Below are 21478 nucleotides of genomic sequence, written 5' to 3'. Positions count from 1 at the left end.
ACCTCTTATAAACTTTTAGACAGCATTTTCCGATGCGTGTGGATCGACATGATGATGCCGAAACCGGCCATCAACACTATCAGCGCCGAACCCCCGTAACTGACCAGAGGCAAAGGTACGCCAACTACCGGCAAAATGCCACTGACCATACCGATGTTAACAAAGACATAAACGAACAAAATCAGCATCAAGCCGCCGACCATCACGCGGCCGAAGGTGGTTTGCGCCTTGGCGGCGATCATCAGCCCGCGAATGATCACCAGCAGGTAGAGCGCCAGCAGCACCAACACCCCGATCAGCCCCAGCTCTTCGGCCAACACGGCGAAGATAAAGTCGGTATGGCGCTCCGGCAGGAACTCCAGCTGCGACTGGGTGCCGTGCAGCCAGCCCTTGCCGGACAGGCCGCCGGAGCCGATGGCGATCTTGGATTGAATGATGTGATAACCGGCGCCGAGCGGGTCGCTTTCCGGATCGAGCAACATCATCACGCGGTCGCGCTGATAGCCGTGCATCAGGAAGAACCACAGCACCGGGATGAAGGCCGCCAGCGCGACGGCGGCGACGGCGATCAGTTTCCAGCTCATGCCCGACAGAAACAGCACGAACAGGCCGGAGGCGGCGATCAGGATCGACGTGCCGAGATCCGGCTGCGCGGCCACCAGCAGCGTCGGCAGGAAGATCAGCACCAGCGCGATGGCGGTGTTTTTCAGCGAAGGCGGGCAGACATCGCGGTTCATAAAGCGCGCCACCATCAGCGGCACGGCGATCTTGGCGATTTCCGACGGCTGGAAGCGCACCACGCCGAGATCCAGCCAGCGCTGCGCGCCTTTACTGATCTGCCCGAAGGCGTCCACCAGGATCAGCAAAATCACGCAGAAAATATACAGATAGGGCGCCCAGCTTTCGTACACGCGCGGCGGGATCTGCGCCATGACGGCCATCACGATCAGCCCCATGACGATCTGCCCGATCTTGCGCTCCATCATGCCGATGTCCTGGCCGCTGGCGCTCCACATCACGAAGGCGCTGTAGACCAGCAGAGCCAGGATCAGCAGCAGGAACGTCGGATCAATGTGGATTTTGGTCCAGATCGAGCCTTTTTGTTGGCTTTCAGTCATGTTCTACCTTAGTCACCTTCTACGCCAGGCGGCAGCGGGGCCTCGCTTGGCAATTGCGTATTGTTGTCGCCCAGCAGAATATGGTCGAGGATCTGGCGGGTGATGGTGCCCACCGCCGGACCGGAGCCGCCGTTTTCCAGAATGATGGCGACCGACACCGTCGGGTTATTGAACGGCGCAAAGGCGGTCATCAGCTTGTGATCGCGCAGGTGCTCCGCCAGTTTATGGGCGTTGTAGGTTTCGTAACCGAAGACCTGTGCGGTGCCCGATTTCGCCGCGGCTTTGTAAGATGCGTCCGCAAAGTACTTGCGCGCCGTCCCGTTCGGACGGTTGGCCACACCGTACATGCCGTCTTTGGCGATTTCCCAGAAGCCGGAGTGAATATCGCCGATCTGCGTGTTCTCTTCCTGTTTGAACGGCACCAGCGCGCCGTTGACGCGGGTGCTCTGCAGCAGGTGCGGCGTTTTGACGGTACCGTCGTTGATCAGGGTGTTCAGCGCCTTGGCCATCTGGATCGGCGTGGCGGTCCAGTAACCCTGGCCGATGCCCACCGGAATGGTGTCGCCCTGATACCACGGTTTTTTATAGCGTTTCAGCTTCCATTCACGCGTCGGCATCAGGCCGGAGCGCTCTTCGGCCAGATCGATGCCGGTGTACTGGCCGTAACCGAATTTGGTCAGCCAGCTCGACAGCCGATCGATCCCCATATCATAGGCGACCTGATAGAAGTAGGTATCCGCGGATTCTTCCAGCGCTTTGGTGACGTTCAGGCGGCCGTGACCCCATTTTTTCCAGTCGCGAAAGCGTTTTTCCGAGCCGGGCAGTTGCCACCAGCCGGGATCGAACACTACGGTGTTCTTGGTGATCACGCCGGCGCTGAGTGCCGACACGGCGATATAAGGTTTCACCGTCGACGCGGGCGGATAAACCCCCTGCGTGGCGCGGTTGATCAGCGGGCGATTCGGATCGTTCAGCAGACCCTGATAGTCCTTGCTGGAAATGCCGTCCACGAACAGGTTCGGATCGTAGCTCGGATTGGACACCATCGCCAGGATGGCGCCGGTGCGCGGATCGCTCACCACCACCGCGGCGCGGCTGCCAACCAGCAGCTGTTCGATATAGCGCTGCAGATCAAGATCGAGCGTCAGATAGACGTCCTGGCCGGCGGAAGGCGGCTGCTCGTGCAATTGGCGGATCACCCGGCCGCGGTTGTTGACTTCAACCTCTTCGTAACCGGTTTTACCGTGCAGCGTGTCTTCGTAATAGCGTTCGATGCCCAGCTTGCCGATATCGTGGGTGGCGGCGTAGTTGGCCAGCTTGCCGTCTTTATCCAGACGTTCAACGTCGCGATCGTTGATCTTCGACACATAGCCGGTGACATGGGTGAGGGCGGATCCGTAAGGATAGTAGCGGCGCTGGTAGCCTTTCACTTCCACGCCGGGGAAGCGGAACTGATTGACCGCAAAGCGGGCGACCTGCACCTCGGTCAGCGCGGTTTTCACCGGAATGGAGACGAAACGGCGCGAGCGCTTGCGCTCTTTTTCGAAATTGGCGATGTCGTCGTCAGTCAGATCGACCACCGTGCGCAGCGCCTGCAGCGTGGCCTTGAGATCGTCGACCTTCTCCGGCATCAGCTCCAGCTGATAAATGGTGCGGTTGAGCGCCAGCGGGGTGCCGTTGCGATCGTAGATAATGCCGCGGCTGGGCGCGATGGGCACCAGCTTGATGCGGTTTTCGTTGGAACGGGTGCGGTAATCCTCGACGCGGACCACTTGCAGATTATACAGGTTGGCGATCAGGATGCCGGACAGCACCAGGATGACCAGGAACGCCACCAGGGCGCGGCGTACAAACAGGGCGGATTCAGCCGTATAGTCGCGAAAAGGGTTACGTTCTATTTTCATCCCGCTGCTTTATTTCACTCTGTCACGGTCACCACCGGCTATTCCCGGTGGTAAGGATGATTTGTTGTAATACTCCAGGCGCGGTAGAGGCTTTCGGCCACCAGGACGCGCACCAAAGGATGCGGCAGCGTCAACGGAGAAAGCGACCAGCTCTGCTCGGCAGCGGCTTTGCAGGCGGGCGCCAGCCCTTCCGGGCCGCCGATCAGCAAGCTGACATTGCGGCCATCCTGCTTCCAGCGCTCAAGCTGCTGCGCCAGCTGCGGCGTTTCCCACGGCGTGCCTGGGATATCCAGCGTAACGATGCGGTTGCCTTTGCCCACCGCCGCCAGCATCTGTTCGCCTTCCTTGTCCAGAATGCGCTTGATGTCGGCGTTTTTGCCGCGTTTGCCGGCCGGGATCTCGGTCAACTCAAACGGCATGTCTTTGGGAAAGCGGTGCAGGTAATCCATAAAGCCGGTTTGCACCCAGTCTGGCATTTTGGTGCCGACCGCCACCAATTGCAGTTTCACCGCTTAGCTCCAGAGTTTTTCCAGCTCGTACAGGCGACGGCTCTCTTCCTGCATCACGTGCACGATCACTTCGCCCAGATCGACCACGATCCAGTCGGAGGCTTCCTGGCCTTTCATGCCGTACAGCTCCATGCCCGCGGCGCGGGATTCCTGCACCACGTGGCTGGCGATCGACATCACGTGGCGCGTTGAGGTGCCGGTGCAGATGATCATGCAATCGGTGATGCTGGATTTGCCCTGGACGTCCAGAGCGACAATGTCTTGGCCTTTCAGATCATCGATTTTATCGATGACGAAATCTTGGAGCGCTTTACCTTGCAAAGGTTCCCCCTCGGGTGTGTTCTGTTCAGTCGGCTGCGGCGGGCAAAATGCGCGCGCCGCGGCGTAACCGGATAATGGTTTCGGCAGGCTGCCGCTGAAAGCCAGCTAACTGGTGACTGCCCGGCCAGCTAAGGTTTCCGGGGTTTTCAGCGGATACCTGAAAAATAGCGGCGCAGTATATCACGCACCTTTCACTAGCGATATAAACCCTGCAACTCGATATAGCGCTGCACCGGGCGCGGCAGCAGGTCGTCGCAGTTGAGGCCCTGATGGCGGCGCTGGCGGATCTCGGTGGCGGAAATTTCCAGCTCCGGCGTATCGGCCAGATAGATATGGCCGTGCGGGCGACGGCTGAGCAGCGCCGGGTCGGCGGTGCGATGGCGTTCCAGCCACTGCTGCAGTTCCGGCGTGTCCATGCGATCGTTATAGCCCGGGCGCGCCAGCACCAGCAGGTGGCAGACGTCCAACAGCGCCTGCCAGCGGTGCCACTTATGCAGCGTCAGCAGCGAGTCCTGGCCAATAATAAACGCCAGCGGCTGGGCGGCGCCACGCTCTTTACGAATCGTTTCCAACGTCTCGATGGTGTAGGAGGGCGTGGTGCGGTGCAGTTCGCGATCGTCGACCGCAAACAGCGGGTTGCCGGCGATCGCCAACTCGACCATCTTCAGGCGCTGTTGCGCATTGGCCTCCGGCTGCGGGCGGTGCGGCGGCACATGGTTAGGCAGCAGCGTGACGCGATTCAGACCCACTTCGGCGGCCAGCGCCTCCACCGGCCGCAGGTGGCCATAGTGGATCGGATCAAAGGTGCCGCCGAACAGCGCGTGCAAAACGGTGGGGTGTTCCGGGTTAGTGGGCATCGCTAAAACTCGTGGCCAGGGGTTTGCCGCACAGCAGCATCGACAGGGTTTCCAGTTCCGGCCAGACCGACTGGCCATAGTCCTGCTTGAGGGTCAGCTCGATTTGCGTCAGCAGCTGTACCGCCTGCTGAAGCTGGGGGCCGGACAGGCGTTGCAACGCCTGGGTCACCAGCGGGCGGCGGTTCTGCCAGACCTTGTGCTGATCGAACAGCGAGCGCAGCGGCGCAGACGCCATGCGGCGCTGCAGCGTCAGCAGCAGCAGCAGTTCGCGCTGCAGGGTACGCAGCAGGATCACCGGCTCCACGTCCTCTTGCTGCAACTGCTGCAAGATATGCCAGGCGCGCTTGCTCTTGCCGGCCAGCAGGGCATCCAGCCAGTGGAACGGCGTGAAGTGGGCGGCGTCGTTCACCGCCTGCTCGACGCGCGGCAGGGTGAGCTTGCCGTCCGGGTGCAGCAGCGACAGCCGCTCCAGCGCCTGCGACAGCGCCAGCAGGTTGCCTTCGTAGCAGTAGCACAGCAGCTGATTGGCCGCGTCGTCCAACTCCAGTTTCATCGACTTGGCGCGCGCGGCGACCCAGCGCGGCAGCTGCGCCTGTTCAGGCGTCTGGCAACTGACGAGAGCGCCGTGCGGGCTGAGCGCCTTGAACCAGGCGCTGTTTTCCTGCGCTTTGGTGAGGCGCGGGCCGCGCAGGATCAGCAGAATATCCTCGTGCAGCAGCGTGGCGAGCTTGGTCAGCTGTTCGCCGATCGGCGCCGTCGGGCCGTTTTCCGGGAAGATCAGCAGCAGCGTCTGGCGGCTGGCGAACAGGCTCATCGCCTGGCAGATGCCGAAGATGGCGTCCCAGTCAGTATGGGCGTCGAGGGAAATGCTGTAGTGCTCGCTGAACTGCTGCTGTTGCGCGGCCTGCCGGAGTAAATCCTGGCTTTCCTGCAGCAGCAGCGGTTCATTGCCGCTCAATAAATAACAAGCGCGCAGCCCCTCTCGGAGCTGCGCGGCAAGTTGTTCCGGATAAATGCGGATCATTGTGCGGTTTGGCTTGCCGCTCGTTCGCCGACGGCAGCGGCTTTCTGCCGGTTCTCTTCTTCCGCCGCATGCACGGTCAGCAGTTTACGCACCAGTTGCTGCGCCGCCTGCTCACGCATTTCCTGGCGAATGATCTCCTGCTCGGAGTCCTTGGCCAGCGCGGTCAGCGGGTTGTCGAAGAACGAACGGAACACTTTCACCGACAGCGGATACAGGTCGTGGCCCGGGAGCAGCACCTGCGCCTGCACGGTCAGCACCAGCTGGTACTCGGCGGTTTTACCGTCCTGGAAGATCGAGGCGGTATCCTGGCTTTCCGTCGCGCCGACGATGCGCAGGGAAGGCACGTCTTTACGCTTCGGATCGCTGACGATGGTCACGGCGTTCAAACGCAGCTGCTCACGCACCGCGCGCGTCAATGGCCCGTAAGGATCCGAACTGTCCAGGATCAGCGTTTTCATTTCATTAGGCACCTGCGTGGTGCCACGCAGGTGAAAACCGCAGCCGGCGGTGACCAACACCGCCAACCCCAGCAACAGCGTCAGAATACGTTGTCGCACAACTCCTCCTTGTGTTAACCCACAACCAGGTTAAGCAGTTTGCCCGGAACGTAAATCACTTTGCGAATCGTGACGCCGTCCAGATATTTAGCCACCAGATGCTCTTCGGCAGCGCGCGCGCGCACTTGCTCTTCGGTCGCATCGGCAGATACGGTGATTTTAGCGCGAACCTTGCCGTTCACTTGCACCACCACCAGCTTGGAGTCCTCGACCATCGCCTGTTCGTCGGCAACCGGCCATGGCGCGGTGTCCACGTCGCCTTCGCCACCCAGCGCCTGCCACAGGGTGAAGCACACGTGAGGGGTGAACGGATACAGCATGCGCACCACGGCCAGCAGCGCTTCTTGCAGCAGCGCGCGATCCTGCTCGCTCTCCTGCGGCGCGCGGGCCAGCTTGTTCATCAGCTCCATCACGGCGGCGATTGCGGTGTTGAAGGTCTGACGGCGGCCGATATCGTCGGTCACCTTGGCGATGGTTTTGTGCAGATCGCGGCGCAGCGCTTTCTGATCTTCGTTCAGCGACGCCACGTTCAGCGGCTGCACCGCGCCTTTTTCCACGTGATCATAGGCCAGTTTCCACACGCGTTTCAGGAAGCGGTTAGCCCCTTCCACGCCGGATTCCTGCCACTCCAGCGTCATTTCTGCCGGTGAAGCGAACATCATGAACAGACGCACGGTGTCCGCGCCGTATTTTTCCACCATCTCCTGCGGGTCGATGCCGTTGTTCTTCGACTTCGACATTTTGCTCATGCCAGCATAGACCAGTTCACGGCCTTGCGGATCCGTAGCCTTGATGATGCGGCCCTTGTCGTCGCGCTCGACGGTGGCGTCAACCGGGGATACCCAGACGCGCTCGCCGCTGTTGCCGGTGTAGTAGAAGGCGTCGGCCAGCACCATGCCCTGACACAGCAGGCGCTTGGCCGGCTCATCGGAATCCACCAGGCCCGCATCGCGCATCAGCTTGTGGAAGAAGCGGAAGTACATCAGGTGCATGATGGCGTGCTCGATGCCGCCGATATATTGATCGACCGGCAGCCAGTAGTTGGCGGCGGCCGGATCCAGCATGCCCTGGTCATACTGCGGGCAGGTGTAGCGCGCGTAGTACCAGGAGGACTCCATAAAGGTGTCGAAGGTGTCGGTTTCGCGCAGCGCCGGCTGGCCGTCGACGGTGGTTTTCGCCCACTCAGGGTCGGCCTTGATCGGGCTGGTGATGCCGTCCATGACCACGTCTTCCGGCAGGATCACCGGCAGCTGGTCTTCCGGCGTCGGCATTACGGTGCCGTCTTCCAGCGTCACCATCGGGATTGGCGCGCCCCAGTAACGCTGGCGGGAGACACCCCAGTCGCGCAGACGGTAGTTAACCTTACGCTGGCCTACGCCCTTGGCGACCAGTTTGTCGGCGATGGCGTTGAAGCCCGCTTCATTGTCCAGACCGTCGAACTCGCCGGAGTTGAACAGCGCGCCTTTGTCGGTCATCGCTTCGGCGCTCACGTCAGGCTGGCTGCCGTCGAGGTTCAGGATCACCGGTTTGATCGGCAAATCATATTTGGTGGCGAATTCCCAGTCGCGCTGGTCGTGCGCCGGTACTGCCATCACGGCGCCGGTGCCGTATTCCATCAGCACGAAGTTGGCGACCCACACCGGCAGCTTCTCGCCGCTCAGCGGGTGGACCACGAACAGGCCGGTCGGCATGCCTTTCTTCTCCATCGTCGCCATTTCTGCTTCGGCCACTTTGGTGTTGCGGCATTCGTCGATGAACTCGGTCAGCGCCGGGTTGTTGCGCGCGCCCTGTTGCGCCAGCGGGTGGCCCGCGGCGACCGCCACGTAGGTGGCGCCCATGAAGGTGTCCGGGCGGGTGGTGTAAACCGTCAGCTTCTCTTCGCTGTCCGCCACGTCGAAGGTGATTTCCACGCCTTCGGAGCGGCCAATCCAGTTGCGCTGCATGGTTTTCACCTGCTCCGGCCAGCTTTCAAGCGTGTCCAGATCGTTCAGCAGCTGATCGGCGTAAGCGGTGATTTTGATGAACCACTGCGGGATCTCTTTACGCTCGACCTTGGTGTCGCAGCGCCAGCAGCAGCCGTCGATAACCTGTTCGTTGGCCAGCACGGTCAGATCGTGCGGACACCAGTTCACCGCCGAGGTCTTCTTGTAGACCAGGCCTTTTTCATACAGCTTGGTGAAGAACCACTGTTCCCAGCGATAGTATTCCGGCTGGCAGGTGGCGATTTCGCGATCCCAGTCGTAGCCGAAGCCCAGCAGTTTCAGCTGGTTCTTCATGTATTCGATGTTGTCGTAGGTCCACGGGGCCGGCGCGGTGTTGTTTTTCACCGCTGCGCCTTCCGCCGGCAGGCCGAACGCATCCCAGCCGATCGGCTGCAGTACGTTTTTGCCCAGCATGCGCTGATAGCGCGAGATCACGTCGCCGATAGTGTAGTTACGAACGTGGCCCATGTGCAGTCGGCCGGACGGGTAAGGCAGCATGGATAGGCAGTAGTACTTTTCCTTGCTGTCGTCTTCGGTAACTTTGAAAGTCTGCTTCTCTTGCCAGTGAAGCTGTACGTTCGATTCTATGTCTTCTGGACGGTATTGCTCTTGCATGGCGGCCGGTGGTCCTGTAGGTGTAAACCGTTGCCCCGGTCAGAGGCAACGCAATGAACATTTAGTATTCGTAGATCCGCATAGCATAGCTGATAAGACCTCCCGGCAACAACTCCAAGCGCCTGACTCGGCGCATTTAAAAAAAACGCCGTCATGACGCGGCTCACAACCTGCGGATCCCGCGTCTTGCCAAGTGACATCAGTCATTTACGGCTAAAATAAGAACAAGTAGCTTAGGGGGGATCCCTACAGCCAAGTCCGGCGCAGCGTTTATTGAGGAGAGTCTATGAACAAGGTTGCTCAGTATTACCGCGAATTGGTGGCATCGCTGAGCGAACGCCTGAAAAACGGCGAACGCGATATCGATGAACTGGTGGCCAGCGCGGAGCGGCGCTTGAACGAGGCCGAAGATCTGACGCGCGACGAAGTGCTGCAGGTGACGCAGGCGGTGCGGCGCGATCTGGAGGAGTTCGCTCGCAGCTATCAGGAGAGCCGGGACGAGTTTACCGACAGCGTGTTTATGCGCGTGATCAAAGAGAGCCTGTGGCAGGAACTGGCGGATATCACCGACAAAACCCAGCTGGAGTGGCGCGAGGTGTTCAAGGATGTCAGCCACCACGGCGTTTACCACAGCGGTGAAGTGGTGGGGCTGGGCAATCTGGTGTGCGAGCAGTGTCACTACCATTTGGCGTTTTACACGCCGGAGGTGCTGCCGCTCTGCCCGAAATGCGGTCACGACCAGTTCCAGCGCCGGCCGTTTGAACCTTGATGACGTTCCCCGCCAGGGCGGGGAACGCTAAGGCCGGCGTTTAACGGAACAGTTTCTTCAGCAGGTTGCTCAGGAAACCGCCGCTGACGGTTGCCGGGGCAACGTCCGCCTGCGCCGGTGCGCTGGCCGGTACGGCGACGCCGGCCGGGATTTTTTGCACGACTGCGATGCGGCTGTCCTGGGCGGCTTTCTCCGCCGCTTCCGGGCCATAGGCGAAGCCTTCCGCCAGCACGAATTCAACGTCGGTGATGCCGATAAAGCCCAGGAACAACTTCACGTACGGCGTGATCAGATCCGTCGGCGTGTCGGCGTGGATGCCACCGCGGCTGGAGATGACGATCGCTTTCTTGCCCGTCACCAGCCCTTCGGCGCCAGCGGAGGTATAGCGGAACGTCTGGCCGGCGCGGGCGATAAGATCGAAGTAGATCTTCAGCTGCGTCGGGATGTTGAAGTTGTACATCGGGGCGCTGATGATCAGCGTGTCGTGCGATTTCAGCTCGGCAATCAGCTCATCGGACAGCGCCAGGGTGCTTTGCTGATGCGGCGTCAGCGGTTTGTCGCCGGCGGTAAAGCCGGCCATCACTTCACCATCCAGCTCCGGCAGCGTTGGGTTGGCCAAATCACGCACGGTAAACGTGTCTTCAGGGTGAGTTTCACGCCATTGTTCAACAAAAAAATCGACTAATTTTCCAGACTGGGAATATTCACCCAGAATGCTTGATTTCAGGACCAGTACGCGGCTCATTGGCTTATCTCCAGGCGAAGGCTAATCGGTAACGATGTCAGTCGGTGTAAACGCATGGTAGAGGCAAGCGATGAACAGTGATAGCGCAAAAATTCGCTGAGTTAAATCAAAAAAGTTGAACGAGGGGCGCGAGCGCGCCCCGATAGGATCAATAACGCGCTACGCGCTCGGCCAGCAGATCGATAAAGCCCTCGCGGTTGATGCCGGTCAGCACTTCCACGTTGGCCGCGTTGCCGGTTTGCTGGAAATAGTCCACCACCGTCATGCCGACGGTGTATTCCCCTTTGGTCTCCACGCCGACCCAGCGTTCTACGCCGGTGAACAGCTGTGGCGCCAGCAGCCAGGCGATGGTGCAGGGATCGTGCATCGCTGCGCCGGGCAGGCCGCGCGGATGGCTGAGGTACAGCGGCAGATAAAAATCGAGCATCTCCGCGACCGCCTGCGCGACCGGATTGTCTATCTGACGAATGCGCTCGATATCCTGCGGCAACACCAGCGCCTGATGGGTGACGTTCAGCCCGGCCATGGTCAGCGGCACGCCGGATTTCAGCACCATTTCGGCGGCTTCGGGATCGACGAAGATGTTGAACTCCGCCACCGGCGTAGTATTGCCGGCGTTCATGCCGCCGCCCATGAATACGATGCGCTCGATGCGGCTTTTCAACTCGGCATGCTGGGCCAGTAGCAGGGCGATATTGGTCATCGGGCCGGTCACCACCAGGGTTATCGGCTGTGGGCTGGCGCGCAGCAGGTCGGCGATCAGCTCGACGGCGCCGCGGGGATCGGGTTTGAGGGTCGGCGTCGGCAGGTGGGTGTTGCCCATGCCGGTTTTGCCGTGGACATAGTCGGCGATCACCAGCTCGCGCATCAGCGGGCCGCCGGCGCCGGCGGCGACCGGGATGTCCTCGCGCTGCATCAGGGTCAGCAGGCCCAGCGCATTATGCAGGGTTTTCTCCGGCGTCTGGTTGCCGGCGGAGGTGGTAATGGCTTTGACGTCCAGCTCCGGCGAACGCAGCGCCATGGCCAGCGCGATGGCGTCGTCGAGGCCGGGATCGCAATCGATGATAATAGGGCGGGGCATGTTCTTTCTCCTCTGTTTGTTATCCAGCGAGCATCGGATCAAAACCGGGGAGAAACAAGCGCTTTTAGTGCCGGGAGAAAAGATGCGCCCCTGGCGGGGCGCACCGAGAGCGTTTAGTGCAGGATCTTGGCCAGGAAGTCCTTGGCGCGATCGGACTCGGGGTTGTTGAAGAAATCGTCTTTGTTGCGGTCTTCGACGATTTTGCCTTCGTCCATAAAGATTACCCGATTCGCCACCTTGCGGGCGAAGCCCATTTCGTGGGTTACCACCATCATGGTCATGCCTTCGTTCGCCAGTTCGACCATCACGTCCAGCACTTCGTTGATCATTTCCGGATCGAGCGCCGAGGTCGGTTCATCGAACAGCATGGCGATAGGATCCATGCACAGCGCGCGGGCGATGGCGACGCGCTGCTGCTGGCCGCCGGACAGCTGGCCGGGGAACTTGTTGGCATGGGCGGAGAGGCCGACGCGTTCAAGCAGCTTCAGGCCCTTCTCGCGTGAGGCGGTCTTATCGCGCTTGAGCACTTTCACCTGCGCCAGCGTCAGGTTGTCGATGATAGACAGGTGCGGGAACAGCTCAAAGTGTTGGAACACCATGCCGACTTTGGCACGCAGCTGCGCCAGGTTGGTTTTCTTGTCGTTGACCGGGGTGCCGTTCACCAGGATGCTTCCCTGCTGGATCGGCTCCAGGCCGTTGACGGTTTTGATCAGGGTGGATTTGCCGGAACCTGAAGGACCGCAGACGACGACCACTTCGCCTTTTTTCACTTCGGTGGTGCAATCGGTCAACACTTGGAAGTGACCGTACCACTTGGAAACATTTTTCAGGGATATCATCAAACAGTCCTTTTCTTCAAATAGCTTACCAGCGCAGAGGCGGCGAGGCTGATAACAAAATAGACAAAACCGGCGAACAGGATCATTTCAACCTGGGTGCCGTCGCGTTCGCCGATGGTCGACGCGGTGCGGAAGAAGTCGGCCAGGCTCAGTACGTAAACCAGCGAGGTATCCTGGAACAGTACGATGCCCTGGGTCAGCAGCAGCGGCACCATGGCGCGGAACGCCTGCGGCAGGATCACCAGCCGCATGGACTGCCAGTGGGTCATGCCCAGCGCCAGCGCGGCGGAGGATTGGCCGCGCGAGATGCTGATGATACCGGCGCGGATGATTTCCGAGTAATAGGCCGCTTCAAACAGGGAAAAGGCTACCATAGCCGAGATCAGGCGAATATCGGTTTTCGGCGACAGCCCTAGAACCTGTTGTAATAAGCTTGGAACCACCAGATAGAACCACAGCAGCACCATCACCAGCGGCACCGAACGGAACAGGTTGACGTACAGGGTGGCGAACCAGCTTATCGGCTTGAACGGCGACAGACGCATCACCGCCAGCACGGTGCCCCACAGGATGCCGACCACGATGGCGGTCACGGTGATCTTCAGCGTGATCACCATGCCTTGCAGCAGATAAGGGAAGCTTGGGACGATCGACGCCCAGTCAAATTCGTACATTATTTACTCCCCAGGTTGCCAGGCAACTGCACTTTCTTTTCGACCAGACGCATAAACAGCATGATAACGGCGTTGATGCCGATATAAGCCAGCGTGATGGCGGTAAAGGATTCATAGGCGTGTGCGGAGTAATCCAACAGCTTGCCGGCCTGTGCGGCCATGTCCACCAGGCCGATGGTGGAGGCGATGGCGGAGTTTTTGACCAGGTTGAGCATCTCCGAGGTCATCGGCGGCACGATCACCCGGTAGGCGTTCGGCAGCAGCACGTAGCGGTAGGTTTGCGGCAGCGTCAGGCCCATCGCCAGCCCGGCGGCTTTCTGGCCGCGCGGCAGGGACTGAATGGCGGCGCGCACCTGTTCGCAAACGCGGGCGGCGGTAAACAGCCCCAGGCAGAGCATGGAAGAGACGAAGAACTGCACGTTGGGATCCAGCTCGGTTTTGAACCAGGTGCCGATATTGGCCGGCAGCAGCTCGGGGATCACCAGATACCAGGTAAAGAATTGCACGATCAGCGGCACGTTGCGGAACAGTTCGACGTAACAGGTGCCGAGGGTGGAAAGAAAGCGGTTGGGCACGGTACGCAAGATACCGAACAGTGAACCGACGAAGAAAGCGATAATCCAGGCACAGACGGAGAGGGCCACCGTGACCTGAAAGCCGGACCAGATCCAGCCGAGGTAAGTGGTGTTCCCAAACGGGGCCTGCTGCAGGAAGATACCCCAGTTCCAATCTATTGACATAACAAACTCCGATAAACGGGCGCAGGGCGCCGAAGATTGATGACTTGATGAGCGCCGATCGCCACGCGGCCAGTCTGGCTGGCTTGTTGTGTACGGGTGTCGGTGATGCGCCTTGGGGAAAATGAGGGAGGGGAACGGCCCCCCTCATTCCTGTCTGTCCCAGTCATCAACTGGGCCGGTTTGGCCTGGCGGCCGCGCCGGCTTTTGTTCTATTTAGTTCAACGCTTTGTCGTTTGGCTCTTTGAACAGTTGCTTCATGTCGTCCGACAGTTCGAAGTTCATGTTGAGGTTTTTCGGTGGAATAGGCTGCTTGAACCATTTCTCAAACCACTTGGCCGCTTCACCGGAGGTTTGCGCCTGGGCGATGGTGTCATCGACCAGCTTTTTAAACTCAGGATCGTCTTTGCGCAGCATGCAGCCGTAGGCCTCTTTCGACTGCGGCGTGCCGATGATTTCCCACTGATCCGGTTTCTTGGCCTTGGCGCGTTCGCCCGCCAGCAGGGCATCATCCATCATGAAGGCCACGGCGCGGCCGCTTTCCAGAGTGCGGAAGGAATCGCCGTGGTCTTTGGCGCTGATGATGCGCATGTTCATCTTGTCGCTGTCGTTCAGCTTGTTCAGCAGCACTTCGGAGGTGGTGCCGGAGGTGACCACCACCGGTTTGCCGGCCAGGTCTTTAAAGTCTTTGATGTCGGAGCCCTTTTTCACCAGCAAGCGGGTGCCGACCACGAAAATGGTGTCGGAGAAGGCGGCCTGTTTCTGGCGCTCGAGGTTATTGGTGGTGGATCCGCACTCGAAATCATAGGTGCCGTTTTGCAGCAGCGGGATGCGGTTCTGCGAGGTAATCGGCAGCATTTTCACCTGCAGATTCGGCGCATTCAGCTTTTTCTTAACGGCTTCAACGATTTGGTTGGAGTAGTCCTGAGAGTAGCCCACAACTTTTTGTTGGTTGTCGTAGTAGGAGAACGGCACTGACGATTCGCGGTGGCCGACAACGATCACGCCATTGTCTTTGATTTTCTTCAGCGTACCGGTCAGGTCTTCCGCATGCGCCACGCTACCTGCCGCACCGAGCAGCAGTAACGATAACGCCAATTTACGCATTTGCATGGTCCAACTCCTTTGCTGTTGTTGTGGCTCTGACTAAAGAGCGTCAGGTTAAATCGACTGTTTATTGCTCAAGTTATAAAGATAGTCTTATGAACTGAACGCTGTTAAAAAATAACCGATTGTGAACACCTTGAAACTAAAATGTTTCATTTTTTGAGACGCCGCGCGCACCAAATCAATGCAACAAAACGTCGGCGCACCCGCGCGGTGCGCTTAATGCACCCAAAATGTGCGCAGGTGCGACAAAACGTCAGCAAAAGTAAACCGGTGCGCGATGTCGCCATAGATAAAAGCAAGGAGTGTGCCAGCCGCGTTGATTTAACGACGTTTTCTGACTGAGGCGGGGATATTGACGGGAACGCGGGGCGCGGCGGGCGCGCCCCGGCGAAGAGGATTATTTGCGGCGCAAGCCCAACATCAGCGCCCAGCCGCCCAGCAGCAGGGTAATCACCCACAGCGGTGTGGCGCCGAAACGCGCATAAGGCGTGACGCCGGTGGTCGGTGTGACCTTCACTTCGAGCACCTGGCGGGTAAACTGCGGGATCTCGGCGATCACCTCGCCGTTCGCATCCACCGCGGCGGTGACGCCGTTATTGGTGCTGCGCAGCAGCGGCCGGCCGAGCTCCAGCGCCCGCATGCGCGCCATCTGGAAGTGCTGCCACGGGCCGATGGAGTGGCCGAACCAGGCGTCGTTGGAGATGGTCAGCAGGAAGTTGGTGTCCGGGCGGAAGTTATCGCGCACCTGCTGGCCCAGCACGATCTCGTAACAGATGGCCGCCGTCAGGTTGTAGCCGCGTACGCTGAGCTGCGGCTGCACGTAGTCGCCGCGGCTGAAACCGGACATCGGCAGATTGAAGAACGGCGCGATAGGGCGCAGCAGTTCACCCAGCGGCACAAACTCGCCGAACGGCACCAGGTGATGCTTGTTGTAGCGATCTTTGGCCGGGTAGCTGTACGGCGTCGGTTCGCCCAGCACGATGGCGCTGTTGTATTCCTGCACGCCTTGTGGGGTGGCGCGCGCATCGACGATGCCGGTGATCAGGCTGCTGTTCTTCGCCCGCATCAGGTCATCCATCATGATCAGGAAGCCGTTCTGACGCGGCTCGAAGTCAGGGATGGCGGACTCTGGCCAGATGATGATCGGCGCCTTGCCCATGTAGGGGCGGGTTTCGTCCAGATAGGTTTGCAGCGTGCTGAGCAGAATGCTCGGATCCCACTTCATTGACTGGGGAATGTTGCCTTGCACCATGGCGACGTTCACCGCTTTCTCCGGCTGCGGGGTAAACCACTGCAGCTGGCGCAGCGGCCACGGCAACAGCAGCAGCGCGGCGGCGATCACGGCTGCCGACAGGCGCCGTTGATTGACGGCGTACACCAGCAGGCCGGCGATGGCCATCAGCACAAAGGTGATGGCGTCAACACCCAGCAGCGGCGCGATGCCCTTCAGCGGGCCGTTGATCTGGCTGTAGCCGAACTGCAGCCACGGGAAGCCGGTCAGCACCCAGCCGCGCAGGAATTCGGTCACCTGCCACAGCGCCGGCGCGGCGATGGCCAGCCGCCACCAACTGGTGGCCGGCCACAGGCGCGTCAGCAGCCCGGCGAACAGCCCGGTGTACAGCGACAGGTAAGCGGCGAGCAGTACCACCAGGAAGACGTTGACGGCGAACGGCATGCCGCCGAAATCGGCGATGCTGACATACACCCAGTTGATGCCGCTGCCGAACAGCCCGAAGCCCCAGACAAAGCCGAGCAGGGCGGACTGTTTGGTGGTGCGATTGAGGGTAACGGCCAGCAGGCCGAACAGGGAGACGATGGCCGCGGGCCAGAAGTCGTAGGGCGAGAACGCCAGCGTCCCGCCGGCACCTGACAACAGCGCCAGCAGGGCGCGAACCCGCTGGCGTTCAAGTAATGAGGCTTTAGCCATGTTGGATTTAATCTTCCAGTTTCGGTGGTGGAGAATCGTCCGGAATTTTTACATGAACCTGGATGATACGTCGACTGTCGGCCATGGCAACTTTAAATAGGTAACCTTCGATTTCAATGGTTTCCCCGCGCGCCGGCAGGTGGCCGAAGGCCTGCATCACCAGACCGCCGATGGTATCGACCTCGTCATCGCTGAAGTGGGTGCCGAAGGCTTCGTTGAAGTCTTCGATCGGGGCCAGCGCGCGCACGGTGTACATGTGGCGGCTGAGCTGGCGGATATCCAGATCGTCTTCGTCGTCATATTCGTCTTCGATTTCGCCGACGATCAGTTCCAGGATATCTTCGATGGTGACCAGGCCGGACACGCCGCCGAATTCGTCAATGACAATCGCCATGTGATAGCGCTGGGAGCGGAATTCTTTCAGCATCCGGTCGACGCGCTTGCTTTCCGGCACCACCACCGCGGTGCGCAGCACCTTGTCGATGCTGAACGGCTCGGAATCTGCGCGCATGAACGGCAGCAGATCCTTGGCCATCAGGATGCCTTCGATGTGATCTTTGTCTTCGCTGATCACCGGGAAACGCGAGTGGGCGGAGTCGATAATCACGTCCAGGCACTCTTCCAGCGTCTGGTTGCGCTTGAGCGTCACCATCTGGGAGCGGGGGATCATGATGTCGCGCACGCGCTGTTCGGCGATATCCATCACGCCTTCCAGCATGTCGCGGGTATCGGGATCGATCAGGTCGTTTTGTTCGGAATCGCGGATCAGCTCGACCAGATCGCCACGGTTTTTGGGCTCGCCGTGGAACAACTGGTTAAGGATAAGAGTAAAGAACCCCTTCTTGGGACTGGGGCTGTCATTGCTTTGTGAATGGTCGTCGCTCATGGCGTTTTCGTTACTGTCACTCATGTCAGAGTTAAGGGGCGTCAGCGACAGCCCCGCAGAGGGGCTGTAGGGTAAACGGCTGACGTCAGACGGGGTCTTTTTCCGCCAGGTACGGATCAGGATAGCCCAGTCCGTGCATGATTTCGGTTTCCAAAGACTCCATTTCTTCGGCTTCATCGTCTTCGATGTGGTCATACCCTAGCAGATGGAGGCTGCCGTGGACAACCATATGCGCCCAGTGGGCCTCCAGCGCCTTGCCTTGCTCAATCGCTTCCTGTTCCACCACCTGGCGGCAGATGATCAGATCGCCGAGCAGCGGCAGCTCGATGCCCGGCGGGGCTTCGAACGGGAAAGAGAGCACGTTGGTCGGTTTGTCTTTGCCGCGGTAGGTCAGGTTCAGCTCGTGGCTTTCCGCTTCGTCCACCAGACGCACGGTCACCTCGGCCTCTTCCTGAAATTGCGGCAGCACGCCTTCCAGCCAGCGCTGGAAGGTGGCCTCGTCCGGCAGGCCGTCGCTGCTTTCACAGGCAATCTGCAAATCCAAAATCACCTGGCTCATGGTGTCTCCTGCTCGGAGGCGGCGAGCGCCTCGCGCTTACGTTGTTCGGCAATCGCGTCTTTGCGTTTCTGTTCGGCCGCTTCCCAGGCCTCATAGGCGATGACCACGCGGGCCACCACCGGGTGGCGCACCACGTCTTCGCTGTGGAAGAAGTTGAAGCTCAGCTCTTCCACGTCCGACAGCACTTCCACCGCGTGGCGCAGGCCGGATTTCTGGTTGCGCGGCAGGTCGATCTGGGTGACGTCGCCGGTGATGACCGCCTTCGAGTTGAAACCGATGCGCGTCAGGAACATCTTCATCTGTTCGATGGTGGTGTTCTGGCTCTCATCCAGAATGATAAAGGCGTCGTTCAGCGTGCGGCCGCGCATATAGGCCAGCGGCGCGACTTCGATCACGTTGCGTTCGATGAGCTTCTCCACGCGCTCGAAGCCCAGCATTTCGAACAGGGCGTCGTACAGCGGGCGCAGATAAGGATCGACCTTCTGGCTCAGATCGCCCGGCAGGAAGCCCAGCTTTTCGCCGGCTTCGACCGCGGGGCGGGTCAGCAGAATGCGGCGAATTTCCTGGCGTTCCAGCGCATCCACCGCGGCGGCGACCGCCAGGTAGGTTTTGCCGGTGCCCGCCGGGCCGATGCCGAAGGTGATGTCGTGATCGAGAATGTTGGCGATGTATTGCGCCTGGTTAGGCGTGCGCGGTTTCACCATGCCGCGCTTGGTTTTAATGGTGACCGCCTTGCCGTAATCCGGCACGCTGTCGGCGACCTGTTCCAGCACCCGGCTCTCTTTGATCGCCAGATGGATTTGCTCCGGATCGATATCCGGGATCACGCCGCGAATCGGCGCGGTATCCACGTAAAGATGGCGCAGGATATCGGCGGCGGCGACCACGCACAGGTTCTTGCCGACCAGCTTGAAACGGTTGTCGCGGCGATTGATTTCGATGCCCAATCGGCGCTCGAGTTGCTTGATGTTGTCATCAAACGGGCCGCACAGGCTGAGCAAACGCTGGTTGTCTGCGGGCTCTAACAAAATTTCTTGTGTTGCGACGTTCAAACTATTCCTCTAGGTCACATCGGGCCTGGTTGATGTCACATAGCGCGTCCGGGACGCGCGCGTTCAGGACGAGCCTGAATACTCTCTTTCTTGAATTATTCATGGTGCGCTGCAACGGCGCAAGTTTACCGCTGATCTATCTGTGCGCCGTCGGCGGAATTCAAGGGAAGACAAGGAAAAAACGCGGCGGGGCGCAAAGCCCGCCGCGTCATCACAGGACAAGACAGCTGGGAATCAGTTCTTTTTCACGAATTCGGATTTCAGTTTCATCGGGCCGAAACCGTCGATTTTGCAGTCGATGTTGTGATCGCCTTCCACCAGACGAATGTTTTTCACCTTGGTGCCGATTTTCAGCATCGAGGAGCTGCCTTTAACCTTCAGGTCCTTGATCACGGTGACCGCGTCGCCGTCCGCCAGCAGGTTGCCGTTGGCGTCTTTGACGATCAGCGCGTCCTGATCTTCCGCCGGGGCGCTGTCGCTCCACTCATGGGCGCACTCAGGGCAGATGAACAGGGCATTGTCCTGGTAGGTGTATTCGGAGTTGCACTTCGGGCAGTGTGGGAGTTGCATGTTATGTCGCCTCTTCAACAATAAAAAAATAAAAAAAAACATCACCGGGCGCGGACGCCCGGCGGAGAAACGGTAAGGAGTAGCGCGAACGGGCGGCGATAAGGCGGCCGCCGCGGCGTCAGGGCTGGTAAATGCCGACGCCCAGCGCGTTTTCTTTGCGGGTACGGGCGATCACCGACTGCGGGGATTCATGTACGCGCAGATCCATCTGCTGTTCGGTGCGCACCACTGCGCCACGCAGGGTGTTGGTCAGCACCTCGGTAATTTCCACGTCGACAAACTGGCCGATCATGTCAGGCGTGCCTTCGAAGTTTACCACACGGTTGCATTCCGTGCGCCCGGCCAGTTCCATCACGCTTTTGCGCGAGGTGCCTTCCACCAGAATGCGCTGGACGGTGCCGAGCATGCGGCGGCTGAACTGCAGCGCCTGCTGGTTGATGCGATCCTGCAGAATGTACAGCCGCTGCTTTTTCTCTTCTTCGCTGACGTCGTCAACCATGTCCGCCGCCGGGGTGCCCGGGCGCGACGAATAGATGAAGCTGAAGCTGACGTCGAAGTTGACGTCGGCGATCAGGTTCATGGTCTGTTCGAAGTCGGCCTGGCTCTCGCCCGGGAAACCGACGATGAAATCGGAGCTGAGCTGAATGTTCGGGCGCGCCTTGCGCAGCTTGCGGATAATCGCCTTGTACTCCAGCGCGGTATGCGCGCGTTTCATCATGGTCAGGATGCGATCCGAACCGCTCTGCACCGGCAGATGCAGGAAGCTGACCAGCTCCGGCGTGTCTTCGTACACCGCGATGATATCGTCGGTGAACTCGATAGGGTGGCTGGTGGTGAAGCGAATGCGATCGATGCCGTCGATGGCCGCCACCAGGCGCAGCAGTTCGGCGAACGAGCAGATATCGCCGTCATGCGTGGCGCCGCGGTAAGCGTTGACGTTTTGGCCGAGCAGGTTGACCTCGCGCACGCCCTGCGCCGCCAGCTGGGCGATTTCGAACAGCACGTCGTCGCTCGGGCGGCTCACTTCTTCACCGCGGGTGTAAGGCACCACGCAGAAAGTGCAGTATTTGTTGCAGCCTTCCATGATCGACACGAACGCGGTCGGGCCTTCGGCGCGCGGTTCCGGCAAACGGTCGAATTTTTCGATCTCCGGGAAGCTGATATCAACCACCGGGCTGCGGGTGCCCTGAACGTGGTTGATCATTTCCGGCAGGCGGTGCAAGGTCTGCGGGCCGAATACCACGTCGACGCAGGGCGCGCGGCTGCGGATCAGTTCCCCTTCTTGCGAGGCCACGCAACCGCCGACCCCGATGATGACAGACGGGTTCTTTTCTTTCAGCAAGCGCCAGCGCCCCAGCATGGCGAAAACTTTCTCCTGCGCTTTTTCGCGGATCGAGCAGGTGTTCAGCAACAGCACGTCCGCTTCTTCGGCGTTGTCGGTCCACTCGAAGCCGTGCGTGCTGTTCAACAGGTCGGCCATTTTCGATGAATCGTACTCATTCATCTGGCAGCCCCAGGTTTTGATATGTAGTTTTTTCGTCATTGACTTGCCATTACTCAGTGCGGAGCGAAAGTTGCGTTACGCGACATGCAGGGCGCGTATTGTAATCATTTGCCGCCGTTGTGACCAGCGCGGGGGAAA

The 21478-nt window shown here is 59.9% G+C and carries 21 protein-coding genes; 1 reads left to right on the top strand and 20 read right to left on the bottom strand.

Features of this window, described 5'->3' with window-relative positions; translation table 11 throughout:
- Positions 1 to 5: 5 nt before the first annotated feature.
- The 8 genes from mrdB to leuS form a co-directional block, all read right to left on the bottom strand.
- On the bottom strand, positions 6 to 1118 hold the full coding sequence (gene mrdB / locus ACMGF7_RS02285) for a peptidoglycan glycosyltransferase MrdB (RefSeq protein ID WP_004940006.1): 1113 nt from the start codon (positions 1116 to 1118) through the stop codon (positions 6 to 8).
- A gap of 8 nt (positions 1119 to 1126) precedes the next feature.
- Complete coding sequence (mrdA, locus tag ACMGF7_RS02280) at positions 1127 to 3022, bottom strand: peptidoglycan DD-transpeptidase MrdA (RefSeq protein WP_015376936.1); 1896 nt, start codon at positions 3020 to 3022, stop codon at positions 1127 to 1129.
- Between the two features lie 38 nt (positions 3023 to 3060).
- Positions 3061 to 3531, bottom strand: a complete 471-nt coding sequence (gene rlmH / locus ACMGF7_RS02275; RefSeq protein WP_004940002.1) for a 23S rRNA (pseudouridine(1915)-N(3))-methyltransferase RlmH — start codon at positions 3529 to 3531, stop codon at positions 3061 to 3063.
- A gap of 3 nt (positions 3532 to 3534) precedes the next feature.
- Complete coding sequence (rsfS, locus tag ACMGF7_RS02270; protein ID WP_015376937.1) at positions 3535 to 3852, bottom strand: ribosome silencing factor; 318 nt, start codon at positions 3850 to 3852, stop codon at positions 3535 to 3537.
- Positions 3853 to 4046: 194 nt separating this feature from the next.
- Positions 4047 to 4709 (bottom strand): nicotinate-nucleotide adenylyltransferase, encoded by a 663-nt coding sequence (gene nadD / locus ACMGF7_RS02265; RefSeq protein WP_015376938.1) that lies wholly within the window; start codon positions 4707 to 4709, stop codon positions 4047 to 4049.
- A complete protein-coding gene (holA, locus tag ACMGF7_RS02260; RefSeq protein WP_033633934.1) occupies positions 4699 to 5733 on the bottom strand; it encodes a DNA polymerase III subunit delta in 1035 nt (344 codons plus the stop codon). Before holA ends, nadD begins: the two co-directional genes overlap by 11 nt.
- A complete protein-coding gene (lptE, locus tag ACMGF7_RS02255; RefSeq protein ID WP_049242706.1) occupies positions 5730 to 6290 on the bottom strand; it encodes an LPS assembly lipoprotein LptE in 561 nt (186 codons plus the stop codon). The genes holA and lptE overlap by 4 nt, the downstream gene beginning before the upstream one ends.
- A 14-nt stretch (positions 6291 to 6304) precedes the next feature.
- A complete protein-coding gene (gene leuS, locus ACMGF7_RS02250) occupies positions 6305 to 8887 on the bottom strand; it encodes a leucine--tRNA ligase (RefSeq protein WP_031299996.1) in 2583 nt (860 codons plus the stop codon).
- A gap of 286 nt (positions 8888 to 9173) precedes the next feature.
- Between leuS and ACMGF7_RS02245 the strand changes: the two genes are divergently transcribed.
- Positions 9174 to 9656, top strand: coding sequence for a zinc ribbon-containing protein (locus ACMGF7_RS02245; protein WP_049242704.1), 483 nt, complete (start codon positions 9174 to 9176; stop codon positions 9654 to 9656).
- Positions 9657 to 9696: 40 nt separating this feature from the next.
- Here the strand turns inward: ACMGF7_RS02245 and ACMGF7_RS02240 are convergent, their stop codons facing one another.
- The 12 genes from ACMGF7_RS02240 to miaB form a co-directional block, all read right to left on the bottom strand.
- Positions 9697 to 10401 (bottom strand): FMN-dependent NADH-azoreductase, encoded by a 705-nt coding sequence (locus tag ACMGF7_RS02240; RefSeq protein ID WP_015376942.1) that lies wholly within the window; start codon positions 10399 to 10401, stop codon positions 9697 to 9699.
- Between the two features lie 148 nt (positions 10402 to 10549).
- The gene (gene rihA, locus ACMGF7_RS02235; protein ID WP_015376943.1) at positions 10550 to 11482 is read right to left on the bottom strand and encodes a pyrimidine-specific ribonucleoside hydrolase RihA; all 933 of its coding nucleotides are present in this window, start codon (positions 11480 to 11482) and stop codon (positions 10550 to 10552) included.
- Between the two features lie 113 nt (positions 11483 to 11595).
- The gene (locus ACMGF7_RS02230; protein WP_004939983.1) at positions 11596 to 12321 is read right to left on the bottom strand and encodes an amino acid ABC transporter ATP-binding protein; all 726 of its coding nucleotides are present in this window, start codon (positions 12319 to 12321) and stop codon (positions 11596 to 11598) included.
- Entirely contained in the window at positions 12321 to 12995 is a 675-nt protein-coding gene (gene gltK, locus ACMGF7_RS02225; RefSeq protein ID WP_004939982.1) for a glutamate/aspartate ABC transporter permease GltK, read from the bottom strand. The genes ACMGF7_RS02230 and gltK overlap by 1 nt, the downstream gene beginning before the upstream one ends.
- Positions 12995 to 13735 carry an amino acid ABC transporter permease gene (locus ACMGF7_RS02220; RefSeq protein ID WP_004939979.1) on the bottom strand — a complete coding sequence of 247 codons (741 nt, stop codon included), beginning with the start codon at positions 13733 to 13735 and terminating at the stop codon, positions 12995 to 12997. Before ACMGF7_RS02220 ends, gltK begins: the two co-directional genes overlap by 1 nt.
- 213 nt (positions 13736 to 13948) lie before the next feature.
- Positions 13949 to 14845 (bottom strand): amino acid ABC transporter substrate-binding protein, encoded by an 897-nt coding sequence (locus tag ACMGF7_RS02215; protein WP_004939976.1) that lies wholly within the window; start codon positions 14843 to 14845, stop codon positions 13949 to 13951.
- Between the two features lie 394 nt (positions 14846 to 15239).
- The gene (gene lnt / locus ACMGF7_RS02210) at positions 15240 to 16769 is read right to left on the bottom strand and encodes an apolipoprotein N-acyltransferase (protein WP_044031767.1); all 1530 of its coding nucleotides are present in this window, start codon (positions 16767 to 16769) and stop codon (positions 15240 to 15242) included.
- A 7-nt stretch (positions 16770 to 16776) separates the two neighbouring features.
- Positions 16777 to 17655 (bottom strand): CNNM family magnesium/cobalt transport protein CorC, encoded by an 879-nt coding sequence (gene corC, locus ACMGF7_RS02205; protein WP_004939973.1) that lies wholly within the window; start codon positions 17653 to 17655, stop codon positions 16777 to 16779.
- Between the two features lie 85 nt (positions 17656 to 17740).
- The gene (ybeY, locus tag ACMGF7_RS02200) at positions 17741 to 18214 is read right to left on the bottom strand and encodes an rRNA maturation RNase YbeY (RefSeq protein ID WP_004939970.1); all 474 of its coding nucleotides are present in this window, start codon (positions 18212 to 18214) and stop codon (positions 17741 to 17743) included.
- Positions 18211 to 19266 carry a PhoH family protein gene (locus ACMGF7_RS02195; protein WP_004939969.1) on the bottom strand — a complete coding sequence of 352 codons (1056 nt, stop codon included), beginning with the start codon at positions 19264 to 19266 and terminating at the stop codon, positions 18211 to 18213. The genes ybeY and ACMGF7_RS02195 overlap by 4 nt, the downstream gene beginning before the upstream one ends.
- Positions 19267 to 19500: 234 nt before the next feature.
- Positions 19501 to 19836, bottom strand: coding sequence for a zinc ribbon domain-containing protein YjdM (locus tag ACMGF7_RS02190; RefSeq protein WP_004939967.1), 336 nt, complete (start codon positions 19834 to 19836; stop codon positions 19501 to 19503).
- A 118-nt stretch (positions 19837 to 19954) separates the two neighbouring features.
- A complete protein-coding gene (gene miaB, locus ACMGF7_RS02185) occupies positions 19955 to 21379 on the bottom strand; it encodes a tRNA (N6-isopentenyl adenosine(37)-C2)-methylthiotransferase MiaB (RefSeq protein WP_004939964.1) in 1425 nt (474 codons plus the stop codon).
- Between the last annotated feature and the right edge of the window lie 99 nt (positions 21380 to 21478).

Origin of the sequence: Serratia sp. BNK-17, assembly GCF_048684935.1 — a bacterium.
Lineage (GTDB): Bacteria > Pseudomonadota > Gammaproteobacteria > Enterobacterales > Enterobacteriaceae > Serratia > Serratia nematodiphila.
Note: the sequence above shows the minus strand (reverse complement) of the source record. Positions and strands in the feature narration are given on the sequence as shown.